The sequence below is a fragment of the Sphaerisporangium flaviroseum genome (genome assembly GCF_039537005.1).
Taxonomy (GTDB): Bacteria; Actinomycetota; Actinomycetes; order Streptosporangiales; family Streptosporangiaceae; genus Sphaerisporangium; species Sphaerisporangium flaviroseum.
Genome location: NZ_BAAAZR010000028.1, coordinates 327,243 through 348,856, shown reverse-complemented (window position 1 = coordinate 348,856; position 21,614 = coordinate 327,243). Strand labels below are relative to the sequence as shown.

The window sequence follows — 21,614 nt, the reverse complement described above, 5'->3', positions numbered from 1 at the left end:
GAGGAGGAGGATGGAAGGGTGCTCGATTCGCCGTACACCGATCTCGACCGGCCGCCGCTCTCCCAGGCGGCGCTGACCCGCGCCCTCGTCCGGCCGGGCGGCCTGTGGTCCCAGCTCACCGTCGTCGACCGCACCGGCTCGACCAATGCCGACCTGGCCCAGGCGGCCCGCGAGGGCGCGCGGGAAGGCGCCGTGCTGATCGCGGAGCTCCAGTTGGCCGGCCGGGGGCGCCTCGGCCGCGTGTGGACCGCCCCGGCACGCTCGGGGCTCACCTTCTCCGTACTGCTGCGCCCGGGGGTCCCGCCGGTCAGGCAGGGCTGGGTGACGTTGCTGGTGGCGCTGGCCGCCGCGTCGGCCCTGCGGCGCGTGGCCGGTGTCGACGTACGGCTGAAGTGGCCGAACGACCTGCTCATCGGCGAGCGCAAGGTCGCGGGGGTGCTGGCCGAGCGGGTGGAGGGCGCGGTCGTCGTCGGCATGGGGCTCAACGTGACGGTGCGCGCCGACGAGTTGCCGGTCACCACCGCCACCTCGCTGAGCATCGAGGACGCCGAGTGCGCCGACCGCGATCCCCTGATCAGGGCCGTGCTGCGTGAGATCGAGGCGCACTACCGCGACTGGGTGGCGGCCGACGGCGACGCCGACGCGGCCGGCCTGCGGTCGGCCTACCTCGCCATGAGCGCCACCGTCGGCCAGGAGGTCCGGGTGGAGCTCCCGGGAGAGCGCCTGCTGACGGGCGTCGCCACGGGAGTGGACGGGTCGGGCCACCTCATCGTCCACACCGGAGGCGCCGACCATGCCCTCAGCGTCGGCGACGTGGTCCACATCAGGCCCGCTTCGGCCTGAGCGTCAAGAATCGGGCAAGGAAGTGCCCGCTTTGGCGGGACATCGGTCCGGCACGGAAGATGGGGCAGACGTGGGGCAGATCGACGTGCCACGATTTGCCCCATGGGTCTCCCTGAACATCATCTGACGTCGGGGGAGCGGGTCGTCCACTCGTTCCACCCGCACTGGAAGCGCCTCGTGGTGCCTTTCTTCGCGCTGCTTCTGGTCATCGCCGCTTCGAGCGCGGCCTTGTTCTTCATTCCGGTGGACTACGAGTACGCCCGCTTCGCCTGGATAGCGGTCGCCGTGGTCTCCGTGGTCGCCCTTGCCCTCTGGTCGTTCATCCCCTACCTACGGTGGAAGACGACCTCGTACACGCTTACGACGCACCGGTTCAACATCAGCACCGGCATCCTGAACAAGTCCGACGACGACATCCCGCTGGCCAAGGTCAACAGCGTGAGCTCCGACCAGACCTTCATCGAGCGGATGCTCGGCTGCGGCACCCTGGTGGTGGAGTCGGCCTCGGACAAGGGTGAGATCAACCTCAGGGACATTCCCAAGATCCAGACGGTTCGGTCGGAGCTGTTCCGGCTGGTGGAGGACGCATCCGACGGGGACATCGACGGCAGGTGAGATATGCCCCGATCGTGGCGTAACCTCCTGAGAATGCGCGAGACCGAGACTGTGGGACGTCCGACGGCCGAGCAGATCGAGCGGCTGTTCGTGGGCTCCGCACCTCGACACACGCGGGGCGAGGTGGCGAGGCGGGCCGGGGTCTCCTCCCAGCTCGCCCAGCGGATCTGGCGCGCGCTCGGCTTCGCCACACCCGCCGACGACACGCCCGCCTTCACCGACGCCGACGTGGAGGCGCTGCGCCGGGTGGCCGGCATGCTCGGCAGCGGGTTGATCGAAGAGGAGACCGTCGTACGGATGGCCCGCGCCCTCGGTCAGACCACGGCCAGGCTGGCCCAGTGGCAGGCCGAGATCATGATCGGCGCGATGCTCGATCCGGCGGAGCCGCCCGGTGACGAGGAGCTGGCGGGCATCCTGGAGGTCTCGCGGAAGCTCCTGCCCGACTTCGAGCGGCTGCTCGTCCACGTCTGGCGCGCCCAGCTCGCCGCGGCCGGCACCCGCCTGCTCGCGATCACCGACACGAAGGTCGACGGCACCGCCGAGGCGGTGCCGGGGCGCCTGACCCTGGCCGTCGGGTTCGCCGATCTGGTCTCCTTCACCCAGGTGTCGCGCGAGCTGGACGAGCAGGGGCTCGCGGAGCTGGTGGAGAACTTCGAGGCCAGGACCTCCGACGTCGTCGCCGCGCACGGCGCCCGGCTGGTCAAGACCCTCGGTGACGAGGTGCTGTTCACCGCGCCCACGGCCGAGACGGCGGCGCGCATCGCGCTGGAGCTCATCGACGTCATCCGCGACGAGGGCAGGGAGGTGCGTGTCGGCCTGTCGTACGGGCCCGTGCTCCCGGCCATGGGCGACGTCTTCGGGACCACGGTGAACCTCGCCGCCCGGCTGACCACGATGGCCCGTCCGTGCACGGTGCTCGTCGATCCGGGCATGGCAGGCGCGGTGGAGGGCAGTCCGGGGATCGTGATCCAGCGCATCCGGCGGCGACCGGTCCGGGGTCTCGGGCTGGTGCAGCCCTTCGTGCTCCGCCGCTCTTGACGGCCCGAATGGTTCGTCAACATTCTGAACGCCATCGACGTGTCGACACACGCCGGTGCAGCTCGATAAAGGAAGGGACTCACCATGCCGTATGAAGTCCAGGGTGTGATCGCGGGAGGCAAAGGCGAGGCCGTGACGGTGCAGACCGTCCTGGTACCCGACCCCGGGCCGGGCGAGGCGGTCGTGAACGTGCAGGCCTGCGGCGTGTGCCACACCGACCTGCACTACCGCGAAGGCGGGATCAACGACGAGTTCCCCTTCCTGCTCGGTCACGAGGCCGCCGGCGTCGTGGAGGCCGTGGGCGCCGATGTCACCGGCGTCGCCCCCGGCGACTACGTGATCCTCAACTGGCGCGCCGTCTGCGGGAACTGCCGGGCCTGCCTGCGCGGACGCCCCTGGTACTGCTTCGCGACCCACAACGCCTCGCAGAAGATGACCCTGGCCGACGGCACGCCGCTCAGCCCGGCTCTCGGCATCGGGGCGTTCGCGGAGAAGACGCTGGTCGCGGCCGGGCAGTGCACGAAGGTCGACCCGGACGCCCGGCCCGCCGTGGCCGGTCTGCTCGGCTGTGGCGTGATGGCCGGTCTCGGAGCGGCGATCAACACCGGCGGGGTGTCGCGTGGTGACTCGGTCGCCGTCATCGGGTGTGGCGGTGTCGGGAACGCGGCCATCCTGGGATCGTCGCTCGCGGGCGCCTCCAAGATCATCGCGGTGGACGTGGACGACCGCAAGACCGACCTGGCCGGTCAGTTCGGCGCCACCCACACCATCAACTCCACCAAGACCGACCCGGTGGAGGCGATCCGCGAGCTGACCGGCGGTCACGGAGCGGACGTCGTGATCGACGCGGTGGGCCGCCCGGAGACCTACAAGCAGGCCTTCTACGCGCGTGACCTCGCCGGCACCGTCGTGCTGGTGGGCGTGCCCACTCCGGACATGACGCTCGACCTGCCGCTGCTGGACGTCTTCGGCCGCGGCGGATCGCTGAAGTCGTCCTGGTACGGCGACTGCCTCCCGAGCCGTGACTTCCCCATGCTGATCGACCTCTATCTGCAGGGCAGGCTCAACCTCGACGGCTTCGTCTCCGAGACGATCGAGCTGGACCAGGTGGAGGAGGCCTTCGCCAAGATGCACCGCGGCGAGGTGCTCCGCTCGGTGGTGGTCCTGTGACCATCGCGAAGCTCGTCACCTCGGGGAGCTTCACCCTCGACGGCGGGACCTGGGACGTCGACAACAACGTGTGGCTGGTGGGTGACGACCGCGAGGTCGTCGTGATCGACGCGGCCCATGACGCCCAGGCCATCCAGGAGGCGGTGGGAGATCGGCGGTTGAGGGCCATCGTCTGTACGCACGCGCACAACGACCACATCAACGCCGCGGGGCCCCTGGCCGACGCGACCGGCGCCCCGATCCTGCTGCATCCCGCGGACGCCGTGCTGTGGGAGATGGAGTACGGCACGGCGCGGCAGTACGAGCCGCTCCGGGACGGGGACGTGCTGGAGATGGCGGGCACGGCCCTGCGCGTGCTCCACACTCCCGGCCACGCTCCAGGGGCCGTCAGCCTGCACGTTCCCGACCTCGGCGTGGTCTTCACCGGTGACACGCTGTTCTCGGGCGGGCCGGGCGCGACCGGGCGGTCGTACTCGTCCTTCGACACGATCATCGGCTCGATCAGGGACCGGCTGCTGGCGCTGCCTCCGGAGACGGTCGTCCACACCGGTCACGGCGACTCCACCAGCATCGGCGCCGAGGCGCCCGACCTGGAGAAGTGGATCGCGCGCGGACACTGACCCGCAGAGCACGCAAGGCCGGAGATTCTCCGGCCTTGCCGTGTTCCTGGAGGTACCTCCTGTGACAGGAGGGTGGAAGAGCCAGGTCAACGACGCTGTGGTCCCGCTATCTCGCGGTGAAGGCCTCGTCAGTGTTGTACAGCTCACATAGGCAGACCTAAGAAGCATGCGTTATCTTAGGCATGCCTTACCTTATTCCCCTGCGAAAGGCTGTCCACGCCATGTACGTATGCGTCTGCGAGGCTGTGACCGAACATGACGTTCATGCGTGTATCGCCGCAGGTGCGAAGAGCGCACGCCAGATCCGTGACATCACCGGGGCGGGGAGGGACTGCGCGACATGCGTCCGGAAGATCTGTGCGATCCTGAAGCGATCTGAGGAACTTGTCGCAATCGCATAGAACGAGGGATCGTATGCAGGGGGACAAAGAAATCATCGCTCTGCTCAACGAGCAGCTGACTTCTGAGCTCACCGCCATCAACCAGTACTTCCTGCACGCCAAGATGCAGGAGCACTGGGGATACACCAAGCTCGCCGCCTACACCAGGGCGGAGTCGATCGACGAGATGCGGCACGCGGAAGTGCTCACCGACCGCATCCTCTTCCTGGATGGCCTCCCGAACTACCAGCGGCTCGGCACGCTGCACATCGGGCAGACCGTGAAGGAGCAGTTGGAGGCCGATATGCGGCTGGAGCTCGACGTGGTCCAGCGCCTGCGTCCCGGCATCCAGTTGATGAGGGAGCGGGGCGACGTGACCTCCGCCCGCATCTTCGAGACCATCCTCGAGGACGAAGAGCACCACATCGACTACCTCGACACCGAGCTCCACTTGCTGGCCACCCTTGGTGAGGGTCTCTACCTCCAGCGCTTCGTGGACGTTCCCGGAGGCACGGACTCCGATGCGTAGTCGCTTCGACGACGTTCGTGGTGTCCTAGAAGACGGCGGCCCGCGCTATCGGGCGAGTACGGTACACATCATCACAGACCGTCTCGCCCTCGGCGTGTCCCCGTGTACTCTCCGATGTCCCCGGCGTGTCGGGGCGGCTCCGCGTGGATACGCCTGGGGCGCTTGGGGTACCAGGTAGTGCGGGAGGGGTCATCCCTGTTTCGCCGTCTTTGCCCAGGTCAATTGGTGGGTCAACGACGAGTCAAACCGCGCGCTGTACCCGGGAAACGATCGCCTAAGGTCCTACGATCGCTTTATGACCTGCGTACTTCTCGCCGAGGATGACACCTCGATCTCCGAGCCCCTGGCGCGCGCGCTGCGCCGAGAGGGCTATCAGGTGGAGGTGAGCCCCGATGGCCCGCAGGCCCTGGAAAGGGCTCTGTCTGGGGGCGTCGACCTCATCGTGCTTGACTTGGGCCTACCGGAAATGGACGGCCTGGAGGTCGCCCGCCGCATCCGCGCCGAAGGGCACGGTACGCCCGTGCTCATTCTGACCGCTCGTGTCGACGAGGTCGACACCGTGGTCGGCCTCGACGCGGGGGCCGATGACTATGTGACCAAACCGTTCAGGCTCGCCGAGTTGCTCGCCCGCGTACGGGCGCTGCTGCGGCGCGGCACCTCTGAGACCCCCGTGGTCCAGGGCGTGCGCATCGACGCCGACTCGCGGCGTGCCTGGATGGGAGACAAGGAGCTGCATCTGACCACGAAAGAATTCGACCTGTTGCGTGTGCTGGTCCGCGACGCCGGCAAGGTCGTCACCCGCGAGCAGATCATGCGGGAGGTATGGGACACCAACTGGTGGGGTTCGACGAAGACTCTCGACATGCACATCTCGTGGCTGCGCCGCAAGCTGGGGGACGACGCCGCCAAGCCGCGTTACATCACCACGGTACGTGGAGTCGGCTTCCGATTCGAGCGCGAATAGCCCATAGCTAGATGCGCCGTAGGTTGCTCTCTTCGACCTTGGTAGTCGCGGCCATCGCGGTCCTGCTCCTGGGTGTCCCGCTCGGACTGGTGGTGACCCGCCTCATCAACGACGAGGCGGTCCAGCAGCTCAGGGCACAGGCGACTTTGCTGCTCAGCCAGGTCGAATACGCCCGCATCGAGGATCGGCCCATCGATCCCGGCGAGCTGCAGCGGCAGTACCCCAACAGGTACGTCCAGATCTTCATCCGCAACAGCCCGACGGTCATCGTCGGTACGGAGCCGCCCCCCGATCGGCAGATGACCGAGGAGACCCACTCCGAGAGTGGGGTCTATGTCCGGATAACGCGAGACCGAGCACAGGTCGAGCGGAACATCCGGGGATGGCTCACGCTCATCGTGGCCCTGGCCGGGCTCGCGCTGGCGGTCGCGGTGTCGCTCGCCGTCGTGCAGTCACGCCGGCTCACCCTGCCGCTTCTGGATCTGGCCAGGATCGCGGAGCGGCTGGGCTCGGGGGACGCCCGGCCGAGCAGGCATCGCTACGGCATACCCGAGCTCGACCGGGTGGCCGAGGTGCTCGACCGCAGCGCCACCCGCATCGCCGAACTGCTCAGCCGGGAGCGGGAGTTCGCGACCGACGCCTCCCACCAGCTGCGTACGCCGCTCACGGGGCTGACCATGCGGCTGGAGGAGATCGTCGCCGCCGCCACCCAGCCCGCGATCGTGCGTGAGGAGGGCGAGGCGGCGATCATCCAGGCCGAGCGGCTGACGGCCGTCATCGACGAGTTGCTCGCCGCCGCCCGGCGGCAGCGCCATGCGCAGGCGGAGGCGATCTGCGTGGACGACGTGCTCCAGCAGCAGATCACCGAGTGGGAGCCGGCCTTCCGCAGGTCGAAGCGCTCGCTCCATCTCGAGGGCAGCCGTGGCCTGCGCGCGCTCGTCAGCAAGGGCGGGCTGAGCCAGGTGGTGTCGACGCTGCTGGAGAACTCCCTGGAGCACGGCGACGGCCCGGTGACGATCACGACGGGCAGTTCGGACAAGTCCATCGTGATCGAGGTCGCCGACAGGGGCCAGGGAATCCCGGAGCACATCCGCGCCCGCGTGTTCGACCGCAATGTCAGCGGCGCCGGAGGGACGGGGCTCGGGCTGACGCTGGCGCGGGCGCTGACCGCCTCCGACGGTGGTCGTCTTGAGCTCATACGGCCGCGACCGGCGGTGTTCGCGCTGTTCCTGCGGCCCGCGGACGAGACCGCGCGGCACCGCGTGGTCAGCGGCCCCGCGTGATGCCGTTCACCCGGGCAGGGTCTGCGGTCTCCGGGGCGGGCGGGGCCGGCGGGGCGTGCGGGGCGCTGTGGGAACTCTCGGTGGTCTCGGGGAGCCCGGTGTGCGGGTCGATGGGCGGGAGATCCGGCGGCAGGAACACCCATTTCTTGTACGACCAGAAGCGGAACAGCGTGCCGAGAGCGGTTCCGATGATCAGAGAGATGTTGTAACTCAGCGGGTCGCGTATTTCGAGCGTGTATTCGACAAAGCCGATGATGAGCAGTGAGATCAGCAGGCCGATGCCGTTGAGCACGAAGAACAGGAAGTATTCGCGGGCCATGCCCGACTGCTCGCGGTGCCGCCAGGTCCAGTAGCGGTTGGCGAGGTAGGCCAGCGTGGCGGCGAAGACGGTCGCGACGACCTTGGAGGTCAGCGGCCCCAGGTGCACTCCGTACCGCAGCAGGTTGGTGCCGCCGAAGTCGACCACGAAGGCGACGGCGCCGACCGTGCCGAACTTGGCGAGCTCACGGAAGAGCGCGGAGAACCTGTCATACAGGCGAAGAATAAGCTGCACAACAGTCCTTCCTCGGTTCCAGGCCTTTCAGGTTACCGGTGCTGCGGTGGGGCTCGGGTCTGGTAGCGCGACCTCACGATAAACACTATTTCCGGAGATATCCGGTTTTTCACAGCCAGTAACGGAGGTGGTGCGCTAGGCTGCCGCGCAGATCGCAAAGGTATGCCATGGAGGTGGCTCCTAGCGTGCTGCGTCGATTGGTCACCCTGGGGATCGGTGTCGTCCTGCTGACCGCCTGTGGCGCGCAGGCCGACGACCCGGTTCGGAGCGTGCGTCCCACCACTGTGAGCGCTCTTGGCGCGACCGTGGGCCCTGAGGATGCGAAGAACGCGTTCGGCCTGCTCAAAGAGCTCGACGACGCCTGGAAGAAGCGAGACTGCGTCAAGGTCGTCTTCCTGACCACCTCGGCCCAGAGCGAGCTCGGCCGGCGTGCGTGTGAGGCCGCCCGCAACGGGCGCCCGGCCCCCGCGGCCGTGGACTACACGGATGTCGAGTATTTCCTGCCCGACCGTCCGGGCGAGCGTCCGTGGTTCGCCGCGCTGGCGCGCAAGCCCGAGCCGGCCTACTTCGTCTTCGCCTACGAGGACGAGCGCTGGCGGCTCGCGTACGGTCCGATCCGCCTGGTTGGGAACGGTCCCGAGTTCGATGTCAACGAGACCACCCGTGCCGTGCCCACCGACGACCCCGGGGACGGGGTGCGCGCCCGGCTGGTGCCGCAGAAGCACCTGGCCTTCCTCTCCGACCGCGCGGGGCTGAGCGGCGTACGGTTCGCCTCGGGCGACCGGATGCGCGACCTGCTCGCCGAGCTGGTGAGGAAGCCCGCCACGGCACGTCCCGACCGGCTCAGCTCCGACATCCAGCTCGTGCCCGGGGAGACCAGGGCCCTGGCGGTGAACGGCGGCGGGGCGCTGGTCTTCCACGCCATCAAGATCATGTACACGCAGAAGACCAGCGCGCGCAAGCTCGCCCACCCGATCTTCGGAACGGACGCGGTGCGTGCCTTCACCGGCGAGTCCGGCCTCTCGACCATCCACGCCACCGAGGTGGTCGTCCTCGCGACCAAGGTCGCCACCGACGGCAAGCTGACGACCGTGGGCATGACCAGAGGCCTCGCCGACATCACGCCCTAGGGGGTTCTGGCCCGTCCGCCTGGACGCGGCCGCCATCACTGCACAGGGCCGTTCTGGCCACCGCCGGAACGCGGCCGCCATCACTGCCCAGGGGCGTCCTGGCCCACCCGCCAGGGCCCGGCCGACATCATCGTTCCCTTCCGGGCTGGGTAGGGTTTGGGCTTGTGACCAGTGTTGTGACCAGGAGCGAAACGCCTCCCATCGGGCCCGTCGTCGGCATGGTCGGCGCGGGCCAGCTCGCCCGGATGACCCAGCAGGCGGCCATCGCCCTCGGTGTCGAGCTGCGCGTCCTCGCCAACTCCCCCGACGAGAGCGCCGCCCGCGTGATCGTCGACATCCGGTTCGGCGACTACCGCGACCTCGCCGTGCTGCGCGAGTTCGCCGCCGGCTGCGCCGCCATCACCTTCGACCACGAGCACGTGCCCACCGGCCACGTCGAGGCGCTGGCCGCCGAGGGCCTCGCCGTGCGTCCGGGAGCCGCCGCCCTCGTGCACGCCCAGGACAAGGCCGTGATGAGGGAGCGTCTCACCGCGATCGGCGCGCCCTGCCCCGCATGGGCCCGCGTCTCGTCCGCCGGCGACCTGGAGGACTTCGGCAAGGAGCACGGCTGGCCCGTCGTGCTCAAGGCGGTGCGCGGCGGGTACGACGGCCGGGGCGTGTGGGTCTGCTCGTCGGTCGACGAGGTCGAGGAGGTGCTGGCCGGCGACACGGAGCTGATGGCCGAGGCGTTCGTGCCCTTCGAGCGGGAGCTCGCCGTGCTGGTGGCCCGATCCCCGCACGGTCAGGGTGTCAGCTATCCGGTGGTGGAGACCGTCCAGCGTGACGGCATCTGCGTCGAGGTGATCGCCCCGGCGCCGGGGCTCGACCCCGAGCAGGCGGCCCAGGCCCAGCACATCGCGCTCAAGATCGCTAACGAGCTCGGGGTGACCGGGCTGTTGGCGGTGGAGATGTTCCAGCTCGCGGACGGGAAGGTCATGGTCAACGAACTGGCCATGCGCCCGCACAACAGCGGCCACTGGACCATCGAAGGTTCCCGTACCTCGCAGTTCGAGCAGCACCTGCGCGCGGTGCTCGACCTCCCGCTCGGCTCGCCCGCTCCGGTGGCGCCGGTCGTGGTCATGGTGAACGTGCTCGGCGGGGAGGATCCCGACATCTTCTCCCGATACGAGCATGTGATGGCCCATGATCCCGGAGTGAAGATCCACTTCTACGGCAAGGAAGTACGGCCGGGCCGCAAGATCGGGCACGTCACCGCGCTGGGCACCGATCTCGAAGAGGTACGCGCCCGCGCCCGCCACGCCGCCGCCCACCTCGCCACGGGGGAGTACGTCTGATGGCGGGGAACCCCCTGGTCGGCATCGTGATGGGCAGCGACTCCGACTGGCCGGTGATGAGGCTCGCCGCCGAGGCGCTGGGCGAGTTCGGCGTCCCGTTCGAGGCCGACGTGGTCTCGGCCCACCGCATGCCGCACGAGATGATCTCCTACGGTGAGCGGGCGGCGGAACGGGGCCTTCGGGTCGTCATCGCCGGTGCCGGGGGAGCCGCCCACCTGCCGGGCATGCTGGCGGCCGTGACCCCGCTCCCGGTGATCGGCGTTCCGGTGCCGCTGAAGTACCTCGACGGCATGGACTCGCTGCTGTCCATCGTGCAGATGCCCGCCGGGGTGCCGGTGGCGACCGTGGCGATCGGCGGCGCCCGCAACGCCGGGCTGCTCGCCGTGCGCATCCTCGGCGCCGCCGACGAGGGGCTGCGGTCGAAGATGGCCGCCTTCCAGGCCGCTCTCAGGGCCCAGGCGCACGCCAAGGGCGAGCGGCTCCGCGCCGAGGCCGAGAGTCTGAGGACGGCTGAAGCCGAGGCCTGAGCACTATGAGCTCAAGGCGGACGCCGCGGACGGTCTCACGGCGCCTGTACCCACCGGCTGCATGATCCTCGGTGGCCGTCCACCCGGCCCGGCGATCATGCAGCCCTTCGCCCACCGCTCGGCGCTAGGGGCGGCCCAGGGCGCGGTAGTGCCAGCCGGAGGCGCGCCAGGTCTCGGCGTCCAGGGCGTTGCGCCCGTCCACGATCCTGCGGGTGGCCACGACGCCGCCAAGCGTCTCGGGGTCGAGGTCGATGAACTCCTGCCACTCGGTCAGCAGCAGCACGACGTGCGCGCCGCGTGCCGCGTCCAGCGCCGACGAGCCGAACCCCAAAGTGGGATGGGCCCGGCGCGCGTTCTCCAGCGCCACCGGGTCGTACAGCGTCACCTTGCCGCCCTGCTCGCGGATCTTCACGGCCACGTCCAGCGCCGGCGAGTCGCGGATGTCGTCGGAGTTGGGCTTGAAGGCCGCTCCGAGCACTCCGACCGTACAGCCGCGGAACGAGCCGCCGGCGAGCTCGCGGGCCAGGTCGACCATGCGGGCCCTGCGGCGCATGTTGATGGCGTCCACCTCGCGGAGGAACGTCAGCGCCTGGTCGGCGCCGAGCTCGCCCGCGCGCGCCATGAACGCCCGGATGTCCTTGGGCAGGCAGCCGCCGCCGAAGCCGAGGCCGGGGTTGAGAAAACGGCCGCCGATGCGCTCGTCGAACGACAGCGCCAGTGACAGGTCCTTGACGTCGGCGTGCGCCGCCTCGCAGACCTCGGCCATCGCGTTGATGAAGGAGATCTTGGTGGCCAGGAAGGCGTTGGCCGCGACCTTGACCAGCTCCGCGGTGGGGTAGTCGGTGATGATCAGAGGGGTGCCCTCCGACAGCATGGCCTCGTAGACCTCGCGCATCACCTTTTCGGCCTTGTCGGAGACGACGCCGAGGACGATGCGGTCTGGATGCATGGTGTCGCGTACGGCGAAGCCCTCGCGCAGGAACTCGGGGTTCCAGGCGAGCTCCACCAGCTCTCCGGCGGGCGCGAGCCGCTGGAGGTTGTCGGCGAGGCGCTGGGCGGTGCCCACCGGCACGGTCGACTTGCCCACGATCAGGCACTCGCGGGTCAGGTGCGGGGCGAGCGACTCGACGACGTCGTCCAGGTAGGACACGTCGGCCGCGTACTCGCCCTTCTTCTGCGGGGTTCCCACGCAGACGAAGTGCACGTCACCGAACTCTGCGGCCTCCTCGTAGGAGGTCGTGAAGCGTAGCCGCCCCGACTCCAGCCCGCGCTGGAGCAGCTCTTCCAGGCCGGGCTCGTGGATCGGAAGTTCGCCGGCCTGCAGGCGGGCCACCTTCACAGGGTCCACGTCGAGACCGAGAACCTCGAAGCCCAGCGCGGCCATGCACGCCGCGTGCGTGGCACCCAAGTATCCGGTCCCCAGGACCGTCAGGCGATAGGACACGAGCGCGCTCCTTCCATGTACGGCTGTCGACCCCATCTTTACCGTTACGTTGCCGAGGCATGTTACCGGCCCCCGGGCCTCCCGCAACAGTACAAATGGGACATTTCGCCGGAGGGGTGCCTTCCATATACCCCTCGGTCAGCCACCGTATTGTTGGACGTCCTACTATTTGTCTATGAGCTTCCCTCTCTACGCACCCGCCGAAGAGCACGACATGCTGCGTGAGACCGTGCGGGCACTCTCCGACGAGAAGATCGCCCCGCACGCCGCCGCCGTGGACGAGAACGGCGAGTTCCCCTGGGATGCCTACAAGGCTCTCGTCGCCGCCGACCTGCATGCCGTGCACATCCCTGAGCAGTATGGCGGGGCCGGCGCCGACGCGCTCGCCACCGTGATCGTCATCGAGGAGGTGGCGCGGGCCTGCGCGTCCTCCTCGCTGATCCCGGCCGTCAACAAGCTCGGGACCGTGCCGCTGATGCTCTCGGCCTCCGAGGACCTCAAACAGCGCTACCTGGCCCCCGTGGCGCGCGGTGAGGGCATGTTCTCCTATGCCCTCTCCGAGCCCGAGGCCGGCTCCGACGCCGCCGCGATGAAGACGCGCGCGGTCCGCGACGGCGACCACTACGTGCTCAACGGCACCAAGATGTGGATCACCAACGCCGGCGTGTCGGAGTTCTACACGGTGATGGCGGTGACCGACCCGGACGCCGGCGCCCGGGGCATCTCGGCGTTCGTCGTCGAGAAGGACGACGAGGGCGTCAGCTTCGGCGCCAAGGAGAAGAAGCTCGGCATCAAGGGCTCGCCCACCCGCCAGGTCATTTTCGAGAACGTGCGGATCCCCGCCGACCGCATGATCGGCGAGGAGGGCACCGGCTTCAAGACCGCCCTCGCGACCCTCGACCACACCCGCATCACCATCGCCGCGCAGGCGCTGGGCATCGCCCAGGGCGCCCTCGACTACGCCATCGGCTACGTCAAGGAACGCAGGCAGTTCGGCAAGGCCATCGCCGAGTTCCAGGGACTCCAGTTCATGGTCGCGGACATGGCCATGAAGCTGGAGGCCGCCCGCCAGCTCACCTACGCCGCCGCGGCCAAGTCCGAGCTCGCCATGCACGGCCAGAAGGTGGCGGATCTCACCTTCTTCTCCAGCGCCGCCAAGTGCGCCGCCTCCGACGCCGCCATGGAGATCACCACCGACGCCGTCCAACTCCTCGGCGGCTACGGCTACACCCGCGACTACCCGGTGGAACGCATGATGCGCGACGCCAAAATCACCCAAATCTACGAGGGCACCAACCAAATCCAACGCGTCGTCATGGCCCGCCAGCTGTTGAAGTAGCTCCTGGCCAGCAGATACCCCGCCCATCGTTCGTCGTGGACGGGGTGAACTGTCTCTCGTTTCGACCTTCAAACGATCACTGTTCCGTCAGTGTTCCGTGAGAGACAGCGCGCGGCCGGAAGATGCTGTCGTCGATGGCTTTGCGCGCAGCCGTGGGAGCCTGGCACGAGGTGGGCGTGGACACTCAGAGTGATCCGTTACGTGTGCCTCAGGCGCTACGCGGGCAGTGGCTCAACCGTTGGAGGGAGGCACGGGATGCCCTTACGAGTCAGTTCGTACATTCACTGAGGAGAGGGCCGCTCGTCCTTCCTCAGCTCTACGTAGTTTCTAACGGACCCCGCTAGATGGCACCTGGTCGTCGAGCCGCTGGCCCAGGGGCTGAAGGAACAACGGCAGCAGCTGAACTGCGGGAACAGCTCACTGATCAGCGGCGCGAACTGACGACCCAGGTGGCCGAGGCGAACGCCGACATCAGCAAGATCCAAAGCCGTTGCCATTCCTAGCGGGACCGTGGCCGGATCGGGCTTCAGGCCATCCAAACGCCAGTCGGGCTGATGTTCCTCGCCAGCGCGAGTCCGAACTTGGAGAACGGGCCGGACCACGCTACGTCGGTCACCGCGATGCCGGAGTCTCGGGCGATGGCTTCAACCATGTCCCGGGCGATGCCCCGCCGACGCCACATGTCCGCCGTGAAGATCACGTTCACGACAGGGCTGGTCGTGCCAACACGTTGCTGGGGTTTGTCTTTGCTGTCAAAGGCATGCCAACTCTGCTGTGTGATATCCGTCACCGAAACAAATCCGATGACCTGCTCACCCACCCGGTACAGGTAGGCACGCAGGTTTCCTCGGACGGCTCACCGTCACCGACAGGGAACGAGGCGAAGTCGTAGCGGTTCTCCCGCCTCGGCAGCAGCGCACATTGGTAGGCCAGTTTGCGCCACCTAAGGGCGGATCCGCATAGTTGCGCGTTGGGACCTACTGCTGCTTCACGGAAGGCATCAAGGCCGGCGCGGTGGGCACGGTCGAGTAGTTCCTGCCACTGCGCACCTACGCCGACGCGATCAGGCGGGGTCACCCATGTCCGGCGGTCTACGGCTGTCGCCGGCGTCTACGCCGTGATCGTTCCCAATGCCACCGTTCCTGGAGCCAGGCGCCGTCACCGGCCTTGACGTTCGGCCCGGTAAGCACGGATCAGATCGGCCCGGCGCAAGGAAGTGCAGTTCGACAGCGGAATCGCGGCAGGGCAAGAGAGCAACGAGGCTCCTGGCGGGCATCAGATCTTGGTCGGCCGCCGTGTGACCAGAGCGTCTCCCCAGCCTCTCACACCCATCCTGACCAGCACCAGGAAGAAATGGCTCATTCGCTACCACCGACGAGGCGACCCCTACCTCAAGATCTACGAATGAAGTAACAGGGTCAACTAGAAATTCAGGGCTCTGTCACGTTTCACCGCACCATCGAGGAGTCCGTCTTCGTCGAAGTGCAATATGACGCCCGATCCGACCACCTGCCACCATGTTTGATCCCACACGTAGGGCTGTGTTTCCAGCAGTTCCTCGCCCCGGTCACGCAATGCCGCGAGCAGGTCATTTCGGTGCGGAGTAGGAAGTCTCACCGACTTGTATAGGCCGGGCGGGAAATCCACATGGTCCCCGTCGGGCTCTATTGCCATATACCAGACGACATCGCTGCGTGATTTGATGATCTGGATGTCCGCGAAGGCATATATCTTGTCGTCCGGCACCTCGGTCTCGCCGTCCGGGGGACCGAGCACATGGAACGCCTTCGCCACGGGATCCCCGATTTCGAGATCCTTGAGAGCGCCCGTGCTGGCCAAGTCGATTACCTCTTTCATAAGCTATTGCCTTCTGTCGCGACAGTTCGTCAATTAGGTTCTCGAGGCCCTTGATTTCATGCTGTCCGGATAATTATCGTGGAGATGGTCGAGGCCTCTTCTCGCCGTTTGCAGTGCTTTCTTCCTGAATTCGGGCAGCTCTTCGCCGGGGCGCTTGGGCACTTGGACTATCGGGGATCGGACCAAGTTCTTCCTGATCGCCTCGTCCGCGACGGCCAGTTCAAGGACGCCTTGCAGGACGAGGAACGACGTCTCGATTGTGGACGGACCGTAGCGCTCGTTCAGGTCACTTATCCACGCCTGGACGTGCGAGGGCAGGATGCTCTTCACCTGCCGCCGCGCGAAACGCCGGGCTGACGTGCAAGCGGTAGATGTACTCGTATCTGAGCTTCGTGGACGGGTCGACGATACGAGAGTCGAGCCAGCGGGCCGCGATGTCGCCGAACAGCACCTTGCCGGCGTTGGGGGCGATGTACTCGCCGCGGTTGACGTCGGTGCCCATCGACGCGGCTTTCTTCTCCGCATCGACCTTCCGGTCAAAGGCGGCGGACACCTCGTTTCCATCGGGATCAAGCCACACGGCGAGCCAGCGCTTTCCACCGCCGTACCGCGAGGTCTTGACCTTCTCCGTCCTGCCGTCAGGGCGACGAAGGGTGTTGGTCCACAGGTCCTTGACGTAGGCCACCGGCTACTCCTGTTCCCGGACCCAGGACATGACATCCTCGGGCACATAGCGCAGGTCACGGCCGATCTTTCGGCTACAAGGACATCGATTGCTGCGGAACCGTTGGCACCGCGCCAACCCCTGCGGGGCCCCGAGCACCTCGTGCGCCACGAGGTCCCGACGGTCCGGGTGGTCCCGGTGGTCCGGATAGCCCGGGAACAGCTTTTGCTCTTGGAGAACGGTAATCGAGGCAGCGTGTTGGCGGAGCAAAATTCCTTGAACTACCACCGTGATCACTAGAAGTACGACGGAAATGGCCCGCCAGCTGTTGAAGTAGGCGTTGAGCAGAAGAAACCCCGTCTCGCCCGTGCGGCGAGGCGGGGTTCGTCGTGTCGGCCGTGACCGGCGGCGACTGAGTGAGTCGGCGAATGTGATCGCGTTCGCTGGTGAAAGTTACATCGGCAAATGTGATTCACCACTGCTGAGGTAAGCGGTTTCCTCTCTCAACCTGCCCGGAGCGCGGGCTGATCCGGCAGGGATCTGGTGCGCCGCGGGCGCCGCACGGAGGATTGTGCCGGGCCGCCGGCGACCGGCGCGGCGACGGAGGCGCAGCCCCTGACCTGGCAGATCGGGTCCGCGAGCTGCCGGGTCGCAGCCGTACGCATGACCGGCGGGACCCCGCCGCGGCCCGCGGGAACGGCCATGTCGCGGAAGATCACCCGGCGTCGTGGCGCCGGGGTGGATGAAGGTGCGCCTTCCCCTGCTCCATCCACTGTTGCAAGACGCCCTGGTTAATGCGACATTACCCCCAGACATCAGTCGGCATACGTCATACGTTACGAAACAGTAATGCCACGTGTGTCACGGATTCTTGGGGCGTGCTATGAGGAGACCTCTCGCGCCTCGGCGGCGGTGACCCTCGTCAGCGCGGCGCCGGGGCGGACGACCAGGGCTCCTTCAGCACCGGCGAGCCCGTCCTTCGCGTACTGGAGGGCCCGTGAGCCGCCTGTGGCGAAATGCCCGGTGCGCACGACCGGCCGGTGCCGTTCATCCCACGGTAAGGACATTCGGCCTCACCGACGACGAGCCTGCCGAGGCCCAGGCTCTACCGGTGATCGCCGCGCATGGCGTGAGGGCGGCCGACCCTTCGGCCCGGAAAGGCGCACGGCCCTTCGGCCCGGAAAGGCGCACGGCCCTTCGGCCCGGAAAGGCGCACGACCCTCCGATCGATGCCCTCAGCGGCAAGACAGGCGCCGCGGCCGCGCGATGGCACACCCCGACGAGTTCCGCTACGGCGGGGTGATCGCGCGGCGAACCCATTTGCTCGGAACCAGCGAAAGGAACAGAGCGTGAAGTCAGCCTTGTCCACCACTGGGAAGGCGTTAGCAGCGCTGACGGTGTTCGTTGCCGCCGTGTTGCTGCCGGCCTTCGCAGGCGGTACCCCGGCCTCGGCGGCGGCCCAGGCGACCTACTACGTCGCCCCCGACGGCAACGACGCCAACCCTGGAACGATCACGTCACCGTTCAGAACCGTGCAGCGCGCGAGGGACGTCGTTCGCACGGTGAACGCGAACATGACAGGCGACATCTACGTGTATCTCCGCGGCGGCAACTATCCGGTCGGCAGCACGATCGACTTCACGCCGGCCGACTCCGGCACGAATGGTTACCGGGTCATATACGCCGCGTACCAGAACGAGACGCCGATCCTCAGCGGAGGCGTTCAGGTAACCGGATGGACGCAGCACAGCGGTAACATCTGGAAAGCCCCGCTGAATCGCAGCAACAAGCTCCGCGCGCTCTATGTCAACGACAAGCGAGCGTACATGGCTTCGAAGACAATGGGCTCGGCGGGGTGCTACGGGACCTACAACATCACGGCGGGGCAGGCGACCTGGGCGTGGGAATCGGGTTCGCAGTGCGCGGGAGCGAAGTACAGCCTGGGTGACTTTCCCGCTATCGCTAGCAATCAGGACGACATCGAACTAGAAACAGGGACGACCTGGACCACGGCCATCGTGGGAGTCCGGCAGGTCACCTCTGACGGCACGAACCGTATAGCTCAGTTCCAGCAGCCGGGAGCGGCTATCGCCCAAGGGGCCTTCAACGGGAACGCCCAGGTCGGCGGCACCCACAAGGTCATGAACGCCTACGAGTTCCTGGACACCCCGGGCGAGTTCTACTTCGACAAGACGAGCCGGACGTTGTACTACTACAAGGCAAGCTCCGAAGACATGGCGACCGCGACGGTTTTCGCGCCGAACAATGTGTCCACCCTGCTCAGGGTCGCCGGCACCTCCACGAGCAGTCGTGCCCGGAACATCACATTCTCCGGCCTCACGGTCCAGCACTCCGACTGGAACCTGTTCAACGTGGCCGGCTCGGTGCTCAAACAGGCACAGCAGGGCAATCTCGGCGCACTCGCATATGCCAAGCAGAACTTCCACGTCTATTACTACCGCAATGTCGACATGGCACCCGGCGCCATCCAGATCGAGAACGCCGACGGGCTCATCCTGCAGAACAACCGGATACAGCACACCGGCGTCGACGGAATCACCATGGCCAACGACGTGGTGAACACGCAGTTGATCGGAAACCACACCAACGACATCGCCGGATCCGCCATCGTTGTGGGTCATCCCCAGCATGTCTACATCGGGGACCACACCTCGACGAATCGCGAGAAGTATCCCGTGCAGGTCGAAGGAGCGCCCAAGAACATCGAGATAAAGAACAACTACATATACGACAGCGCTGTGTTGTTCAACGGGCACAGCCCCATCTCGGCGTACTTCGCCGACGGCTTGACCATCCAGCGCAATCGCATCGAGAAAGCCCCGTGGTCCGGTATAACGCTCGGCTGGGGATGGTGGAATTTCGACGGATCGTCAGGCTCGATCGCGCCCAACCGGCCGACCACCACGGCGAAGAACAACAACATCAGCTACAACCACATCATCGACACGGTGCAGCGCCTGAGCGACACGGCTCCCATCTACACGCTGGGCAGCCAGCCGGGAACCACGATCAGCAACAACTATCTGCAGGGTGTCCCGGCCGGTCACAAGTACGGACTCCACCCGGACGAAGGCTCTGCGTACATCACTTTCCGCGACAACGTCCTGAGCGTGGACAAGAATGTCACGTGGCTCATCAACTCCGACGACTTCGGGCGTAAGCATGATCTGAGCATCACGCAGACATACGGTCCTATCAACAAAGTCTCCAACAAGAACCTGCCGAACAGCACGGTCCAGGACATCCTCGTATCTTCCGACTATGTCTGGCCGTCGCAGGCCTATGGCATCGCCGTGAACTCCGGACTCGAGGAGGCATACCGGAACATCATCCCGCAGAGCAATCTTTCCCTGCCGGATTACGTCCTGCCTGCCAGCACGTTCGTCGGCACCGGTGTGACATCGATCCCCATCCGGAGCACCGGCGACGCGAGCAAGTCGGTCTGGCTGGCTCCCTTGGGCACGACTTCCTTCGCCGTCGGCAACACGATGACCAGGGCAGGCGGAACCGCGACCTCCATCGCCGTTCCGACGTCGGCCGGTGAGTATCGGCTCTACGTCGTGGACGCCCAGGGCAATCGATCGGCCGAGTCGAAATCGCTCGTCAGGCAAGGAAACACCAGCGGGGGCGGACAGCAGAACGTCATGATCGTGGGTGGCCAGTCGGGTCGATGCATGGACATCACCGGCGGCACGGCGACCAACGGCGCTCAGGCGCAGCTGTGGGACTGCAGCGGCGGCACCAACCAGCGGTGGACGTACACCTCGGGCAAGCAACTGCAGGTGTTCGGCAGCAAGTGCCTGGACGCCTACAACAGGGGCACCTCGAACGGCACCCAGGTAGTGATCTGGGACTGCAACGGACAGAACAACCAGCAGTGGAACCTCAACTCCAACGGCACCATCACCGGTGTGCAGTCCGGATTGTGCCTGGACGCCAACGGCGGCGGCACCGCCAACGGCACGAAACTCATTCTGTGGGCGTGCAACGGCGGCACGAACCAGCAGTGGAGCACGCGCAGCTGACCTGAGGTCCTACCGGGGCCGCGGACGGTCATCCGTGCACCGTCCGCGGTGCACCGTGCCGATGTTTCACAGCGTGTCATCCGTGCGCTGTCCGCGGTCCACCGTGCCGATGTTTCGCAGCTGTTTCATCCGTGCACTCTCCGCGGCCCACCCTGCCGACGTTTCACAGCCGTTTCATCCGTGCGCGATTCTCCTGGTGTAACGGTCCATCGCCGAGCCTTGCGCACACCCTCTGACCTGCTCGGAAACGATCACCCCGGGCTCGTGGGGTGTCCGATGGCAAATTTTGGCAAGCGCTTTCCGCTGCAACATTGCCGTAATAAAGTCCGGATTCCACCCCACTTCCGATGCTCACTCGCCCAGGAGGCGTCATGAGTATTCGCACCCTCGCGGTCGCAACGGCCGCGCTCGTCCTGGCAGCGGCAGGCACCGCACAAGCCAGTGCCGTACAAGCGGCCGACGATCCGCCGTTCGCGCAGTACCAGGAGATGCACGCGAACTGCACCGTCACCCACCGGCTCAGCGACGACCCGATCATCTTCCCCGGCCTGCCGGGGGCGTCGCACAACCACACCTTCGTCGGCAACCCCGCCACCAACGCGAGCTCCACCCCGCAGGGGCTCGTCGGCGGGGCGACGTCCTGCGAGGACACGCTCGACGCGTCGGGGTACTGGTTCCCGACGCTGTTGCAGAACGGCACCGTACGGCTGCCGGACAAGCCGACGATCTATTACAAGTCCGACGTCAAGGACTACCGCACCGTCCGGCCGTTCCCGCCCGGGTTCCGGCTCGTCGTCGGTGACGCCCGCACGCCGAACGCCGCCGCGTACCAGGGCACCTGGAAGTGCCCCGGTTACACGGGCACCGTCTTCCCCGGATCGTGCCCGAGCGGCTCATCCCTGGTCGCCCGGCTGAAGGCGCCGAGCTGCTGGGACGGAGTGAACCTCGACAGCGCCGACCACAAGTCGCACATGGCGTGGCCGGTCCGCGGAGTCTGCCCGCTGGACCACCCGGTGCCTCTGCCGATGCTCGAGATCAAGGTCCCGTATCCGCTGCCCGGTGGGAACACCAGCGGCCTGTCCCTCTCCTCGGGCGCCGCGTACACCTTCCACTACGACTTCATGAACGGCTGGAACGCTCAGCGCCAGGCGTACCTCGTGGCCTACTGCATCAACGGCGGGCGCCAGTGCAACGGCTACGGGCAGGACCCGCACAAGCCGTAACGCCCCGCGACACCGCCCTTTTCACCTCGCTTGTGGTTCGCCGGCGGCGCCCATC

General features: G+C 67.0%; 21 protein-coding genes. 15 read left to right on the top strand and 6 right to left on the bottom strand.

All coding sequences use genetic code 11. The features are described 5' to 3' along the window. The first annotated feature begins 18 nt into the window (after positions 1–18). The 9 genes from ABD810_RS29470 to ABD810_RS29430 all read left to right on the top strand — a co-directional run bounded on the left by ABD810_RS29470 (position 19) and on the right by ABD810_RS29430 (position 7,442). The gene (locus ABD810_RS29470) at positions 19–843 is read left to right on the top strand and encodes a biotin--[acetyl-CoA-carboxylase] ligase (RefSeq protein ID WP_344947673.1); all 825 of its coding nucleotides are present in this window, start codon (positions 19–21) and stop codon (positions 841–843) included. 102 nt (positions 844–945) lie between these two features. Further along, positions 946–1,458 (top strand): PH domain-containing protein, encoded by a 513-nt coding sequence (locus tag ABD810_RS29465; protein ID WP_344947670.1) that lies wholly within the window; start codon positions 946–948, stop codon positions 1,456–1,458. 33 nt (positions 1,459–1,491) lie between these two features. Continuing rightward, a complete protein-coding gene (locus tag ABD810_RS29460) occupies positions 1,492–2,496 on the top strand; it encodes an adenylate/guanylate cyclase domain-containing protein (protein WP_344947667.1) in 1,005 nt (334 codons plus the stop codon). A gap of 84 nt (positions 2,497–2,580) precedes the next feature. After that, positions 2,581–3,666, top strand: coding sequence for an S-(hydroxymethyl)mycothiol dehydrogenase (locus tag ABD810_RS29455; protein ID WP_344947664.1), 1,086 nt, complete (start codon positions 2,581–2,583; stop codon positions 3,664–3,666). Next, positions 3,663–4,286, top strand: a complete 624-nt coding sequence (locus tag ABD810_RS29450) for an MBL fold metallo-hydrolase (protein ID WP_344947661.1) — start codon at positions 3,663–3,665, stop codon at positions 4,284–4,286. The genes ABD810_RS29455 and ABD810_RS29450 overlap by 4 nt, the downstream gene beginning before the upstream one ends. Before the next feature lie 182 nt (positions 4,287–4,468). Further along, entirely contained in the window at positions 4,469–4,687 is a 219-nt protein-coding gene (locus ABD810_RS29445) for a (2Fe-2S)-binding protein (protein ID WP_344947659.1), read from the top strand. Between the two features lie 13 nt (positions 4,688–4,700). Continuing rightward, entirely contained in the window at positions 4,701–5,195 is a 495-nt protein-coding gene (gene bfr, locus ABD810_RS29440) for a bacterioferritin (RefSeq protein WP_344947656.1), read from the top strand. A 295-nt stretch (positions 5,196–5,490) separates the two neighbouring features. Next, a complete protein-coding gene (locus ABD810_RS29435) occupies positions 5,491–6,159 on the top strand; it encodes a response regulator transcription factor (protein ID WP_030451323.1) in 669 nt (222 codons plus the stop codon). Positions 6,160–6,197: 38 nt separating this feature from the next. After that, positions 6,198–7,442: an ATP-binding protein gene (locus tag ABD810_RS29430; protein WP_344947651.1), complete on the top strand. Its 1,245-nt coding sequence runs from the start codon at positions 6,198–6,200 to the stop codon at positions 7,440–7,442. On the opposite strand, the gene ABD810_RS29425 is transcribed toward ABD810_RS29430, so the two are convergent. Further along, on the bottom strand, positions 7,426–7,995 hold the full coding sequence (locus ABD810_RS29425) for a GtrA family protein (RefSeq protein WP_344947648.1): 570 nt from the start codon (positions 7,993–7,995) through the stop codon (positions 7,426–7,428). The genes ABD810_RS29430 and ABD810_RS29425 overlap by 17 nt on opposite strands. 185 nt (positions 7,996–8,180) lie before the next feature. On the opposite strand from ABD810_RS29425, the gene ABD810_RS29420 reads away from it, so the two are divergent. The 3 genes from ABD810_RS29420 (at position 8,181) to purE (ending at position 10,986) form a co-directional block, all read left to right on the top strand. Continuing rightward, positions 8,181–9,125, top strand: coding sequence for a DUF8094 domain-containing protein (locus ABD810_RS29420; protein WP_344947645.1), 945 nt, complete (start codon positions 8,181–8,183; stop codon positions 9,123–9,125). A 164-nt stretch (positions 9,126–9,289) separates the two neighbouring features. Beyond that, positions 9,290–10,459: a 5-(carboxyamino)imidazole ribonucleotide synthase gene (locus tag ABD810_RS29415; protein ID WP_344947642.1), complete on the top strand. Its 1,170-nt coding sequence runs from the start codon at positions 9,290–9,292 to the stop codon at positions 10,457–10,459. Beyond that, complete coding sequence (purE, locus tag ABD810_RS29410; RefSeq protein ID WP_344947639.1) at positions 10,459–10,986, top strand: 5-(carboxyamino)imidazole ribonucleotide mutase; 528 nt, start codon at positions 10,459–10,461, stop codon at positions 10,984–10,986. Before ABD810_RS29415 ends, purE begins: the two co-directional genes overlap by 1 nt. A gap of 124 nt (positions 10,987–11,110) precedes the next feature. Here purE and ABD810_RS29405 read toward each other — a convergent pair whose 3' ends face one another. Then, positions 11,111–12,430 carry a UDP-glucose dehydrogenase family protein gene (locus tag ABD810_RS29405; RefSeq protein WP_344947636.1) on the bottom strand — a complete coding sequence of 440 codons (1,320 nt, stop codon included), beginning with the start codon at positions 12,428–12,430 and terminating at the stop codon, positions 11,111–11,113. 175 nt (positions 12,431–12,605) lie between these two features. Between ABD810_RS29405 and ABD810_RS29400 the strand changes: the two genes are divergently transcribed. Next, positions 12,606–13,769 carry an acyl-CoA dehydrogenase family protein gene (locus tag ABD810_RS29400; RefSeq protein ID WP_344947633.1) on the top strand — a complete coding sequence of 388 codons (1,164 nt, stop codon included), beginning with the start codon at positions 12,606–12,608 and terminating at the stop codon, positions 13,767–13,769. Positions 13,770–14,295: 526 nt separating this feature from the next. Here the strand turns inward: ABD810_RS29400 and ABD810_RS29395 are convergent. From ABD810_RS29395 to ABD810_RS29380, 4 genes are all read right to left on the bottom strand, one after another. Further along, complete coding sequence (locus ABD810_RS29395; protein WP_344947630.1) at positions 14,296–14,589, bottom strand: hypothetical protein; 294 nt, start codon at positions 14,587–14,589, stop codon at positions 14,296–14,298. Between the two features lie 602 nt (positions 14,590–15,191). After that, complete coding sequence (locus ABD810_RS29390; protein WP_344947628.1) at positions 15,192–15,626, bottom strand: hypothetical protein; 435 nt, start codon at positions 15,624–15,626, stop codon at positions 15,192–15,194. 286 nt (positions 15,627–15,912) lie between these two features. Beyond that, on the bottom strand, positions 15,913–16,311 hold the full coding sequence (locus ABD810_RS29385) for a hypothetical protein (RefSeq protein WP_344947625.1): 399 nt from the start codon (positions 16,309–16,311) through the stop codon (positions 15,913–15,915). An 860-nt stretch (positions 16,312–17,171) separates the two neighbouring features. Beyond that, a complete protein-coding gene (locus ABD810_RS29380) occupies positions 17,172–17,357 on the bottom strand; it encodes a hypothetical protein (protein ID WP_344947622.1) in 186 nt (61 codons plus the stop codon). 282 nt (positions 17,358–17,639) lie between these two features. On the opposite strand from ABD810_RS29380, the gene ABD810_RS29375 reads away from it, so the two are divergent. Further along, entirely contained in the window at positions 17,640–20,336 is a 2,697-nt protein-coding gene (locus ABD810_RS29375; RefSeq protein ID WP_344947620.1) for an RICIN domain-containing protein, read from the top strand. Between the two features lie 371 nt (positions 20,337–20,707). Next, positions 20,708–21,559, top strand: a complete 852-nt coding sequence (locus tag ABD810_RS29370; RefSeq protein WP_344947617.1) for a DUF1996 domain-containing protein — start codon at positions 20,708–20,710, stop codon at positions 21,557–21,559. The last annotated feature ends 55 nt before the right edge of the window (positions 21,560–21,614 follow it).

Excerpts from the sequence above, each read along its gene's own strand:
- ABD810_RS29435 (WP_030451323.1), top strand. The coding sequence starts at position 5,491 with ATGACCTGCGTACTTCTCGCCGAGGATGACACCTCGATCTCCGAGCCC.
- ABD810_RS29390 (WP_344947628.1), bottom strand. The coding sequence starts at position 15,626 with ATGAAAGAGGTAATCGACTTGGCCAGCACGGGCGCTCTCAAGGATCTC.
- ABD810_RS29465 (WP_344947670.1), top strand. The coding sequence starts at position 946 with ATGGGTCTCCCTGAACATCATCTGACGTCGGGGGAGCGGGTCGTCCAC.
- ABD810_RS29455 (WP_344947664.1), top strand. The coding sequence starts at position 2,581 with ATGCCGTATGAAGTCCAGGGTGTGATCGCGGGAGGCAAAGGCGAGGCC.
- ABD810_RS29460 (WP_344947667.1), top strand. The coding sequence starts at position 1,492 with ATGCGCGAGACCGAGACTGTGGGACGTCCGACGGCCGAGCAGATCGAG.
- ABD810_RS29370 (WP_344947617.1), top strand. The coding sequence starts at position 20,708 with ATGAGTATTCGCACCCTCGCGGTCGCAACGGCCGCGCTCGTCCTGGCA.
- ABD810_RS29380 (WP_344947622.1), bottom strand. The coding sequence starts at position 17,357 with ATGTCCTTACCGTGGGATGAACGGCACCGGCCGGTCGTGCGCACCGGG.
- ABD810_RS29445 (WP_344947659.1), top strand. The coding sequence starts at position 4,469 with ATGCCTTACCTTATTCCCCTGCGAAAGGCTGTCCACGCCATGTACGTA.
- purE (WP_344947639.1), top strand. The coding sequence starts at position 10,459 with ATGGCGGGGAACCCCCTGGTCGGCATCGTGATGGGCAGCGACTCCGAC.
- bfr (WP_344947656.1), top strand. The coding sequence starts at position 4,701 with ATGCAGGGGGACAAAGAAATCATCGCTCTGCTCAACGAGCAGCTGACT.
- ABD810_RS29400 (WP_344947633.1), top strand. The coding sequence starts at position 12,606 with ATGAGCTTCCCTCTCTACGCACCCGCCGAAGAGCACGACATGCTGCGT.